The organism is Pseudomonas defluvii (assembly GCF_001695625.1).
In the GTDB taxonomy this organism is placed as follows: domain Bacteria; phylum Pseudomonadota; class Gammaproteobacteria; order Pseudomonadales; family Pseudomonadaceae; genus Aquipseudomonas; species Aquipseudomonas defluvii.
The window spans coordinates 1-1385 of record NZ_MBPN01000263.1; the positions used below are offsets into that span (position 1 = coordinate 1).

General features: G+C 63.5%; 1 protein-coding gene. It reads left to right on the forward strand.

Annotated elements, in window-relative coordinates:
• Positions 1-1385: condensation domain-containing protein (locus EKA13_RS27170; protein ID WP_245704438.1), on the forward strand; the 1385-nt coding region annotated here is incomplete at both ends.

The window sequence follows — 1385 nt, forward strand, 5'->3', positions numbered from 1 at the left end:
AAGCTGCGCGGCTACCGCATCGAACTGGGCGAAATCGAAGCGCGACTGCAGGCCCATGCCGACGTCGGTGAGGCGGTGGTGCTGCTGCGTGACAAGCGCCTGGTGGGTTACGTGGTGTCGAGCCGCGATGATGGCTTGGGCGATGAACTTAAAGCACAGCTCAAGGATGCGTTGCCGGACTACATGGTGCCGAGCAAAATCCTGGTGCTGCAACGCTTCCCGCTGACCCCCAATGGCAAGGTGGACCGCAAGGCCCTGCCGGAGCCAGTGTGGGAAAGCCAGGTTTATCAGGCGCCAAGCACGCCGGAAGAACTTGCACTGGCCGTGATCTGGCAACAGGTGCTGGGGCTGGAACAGGTCGGGCTGCACGACAACTTCTTTGAGCTGGGTGGCGACTCCATCGTCTCGATCCAGGTGGTTAGCCGTGCGCGGCAGGCCGGTTTGGCGCTGACGCCCAAAGACCTGTTTCAACACCAGACCCTGCAAGCCCTGGCGCGTGCGGCCAAACCGCTGGAAGGTGCGCTGGCCATTGATCAGGGCCCGGTCAGTGGCGCAGTGCCGCTGACGCCGATTCAGGCCTGGTTCTTTGAACAGCCGATTCCGCAGCGGCACCACTGGAACCAGTCAGTGCTGCTCAAGGCTGCGCAACCGCTGGACAGCCAGGCGCTGAGCCGTGCCTTGCAGGCCTTGGTGGCGCACCATGACGCCTTGCGTCTGAGCTGGAAACAGGAGGGGAACTGCTGGACTCAATGCCATCGTGATTTTAGCCAGCAGACCGTGCTCTGGGAGCGTGAAGCCACCACGGAGGAAGACATCACCGCCCATTGCGACCAGGCTCAGGCCAGCCTCAGCCTGCAAGACGGCCCACTGCTGCGCGCCGTGCATATTCGGCTGGCCGATGGTACGGCCCGCTTGCTGCTGGTGGTGCATCACCTGGTGGTTGATGGCGTGTCGTGGCGCATTCTGCTGGAGGATCTGCAGCAGGCCTACGCCGGGTTACCGTTGCCAGCCAAGACCAGCGCCTACAAGCACTGGGCCGAACACATGGAGGCCTTTGCCCACGGCGAGGTGTTGCAAACGGAAGTGGCGTACTGGCAACAGCAGTTGGCCGGGCCCGTGGATCAGTTCCCCGAAGATGGTACCCCTGGCGGCGGTATCGAAAGCCTGACCCTGACCCTGGACAAGGCCCGCACCGCCCAGTTGATGAAAACCGCGAACGCGGCGTACCGCACGCGCATTGACGAACTGCTGCTGACGGCCCTAGCCCGGACCCTGTGCGCCTGGAGCGGGCAGCCTAGCGTGCTGGTTGATCTGGAAGGCCATGGCCGCGAGGCGTTGTTTGATGGCCTCGACCTGACCCGTACCGTCGGTTGGTTCACCAGCCT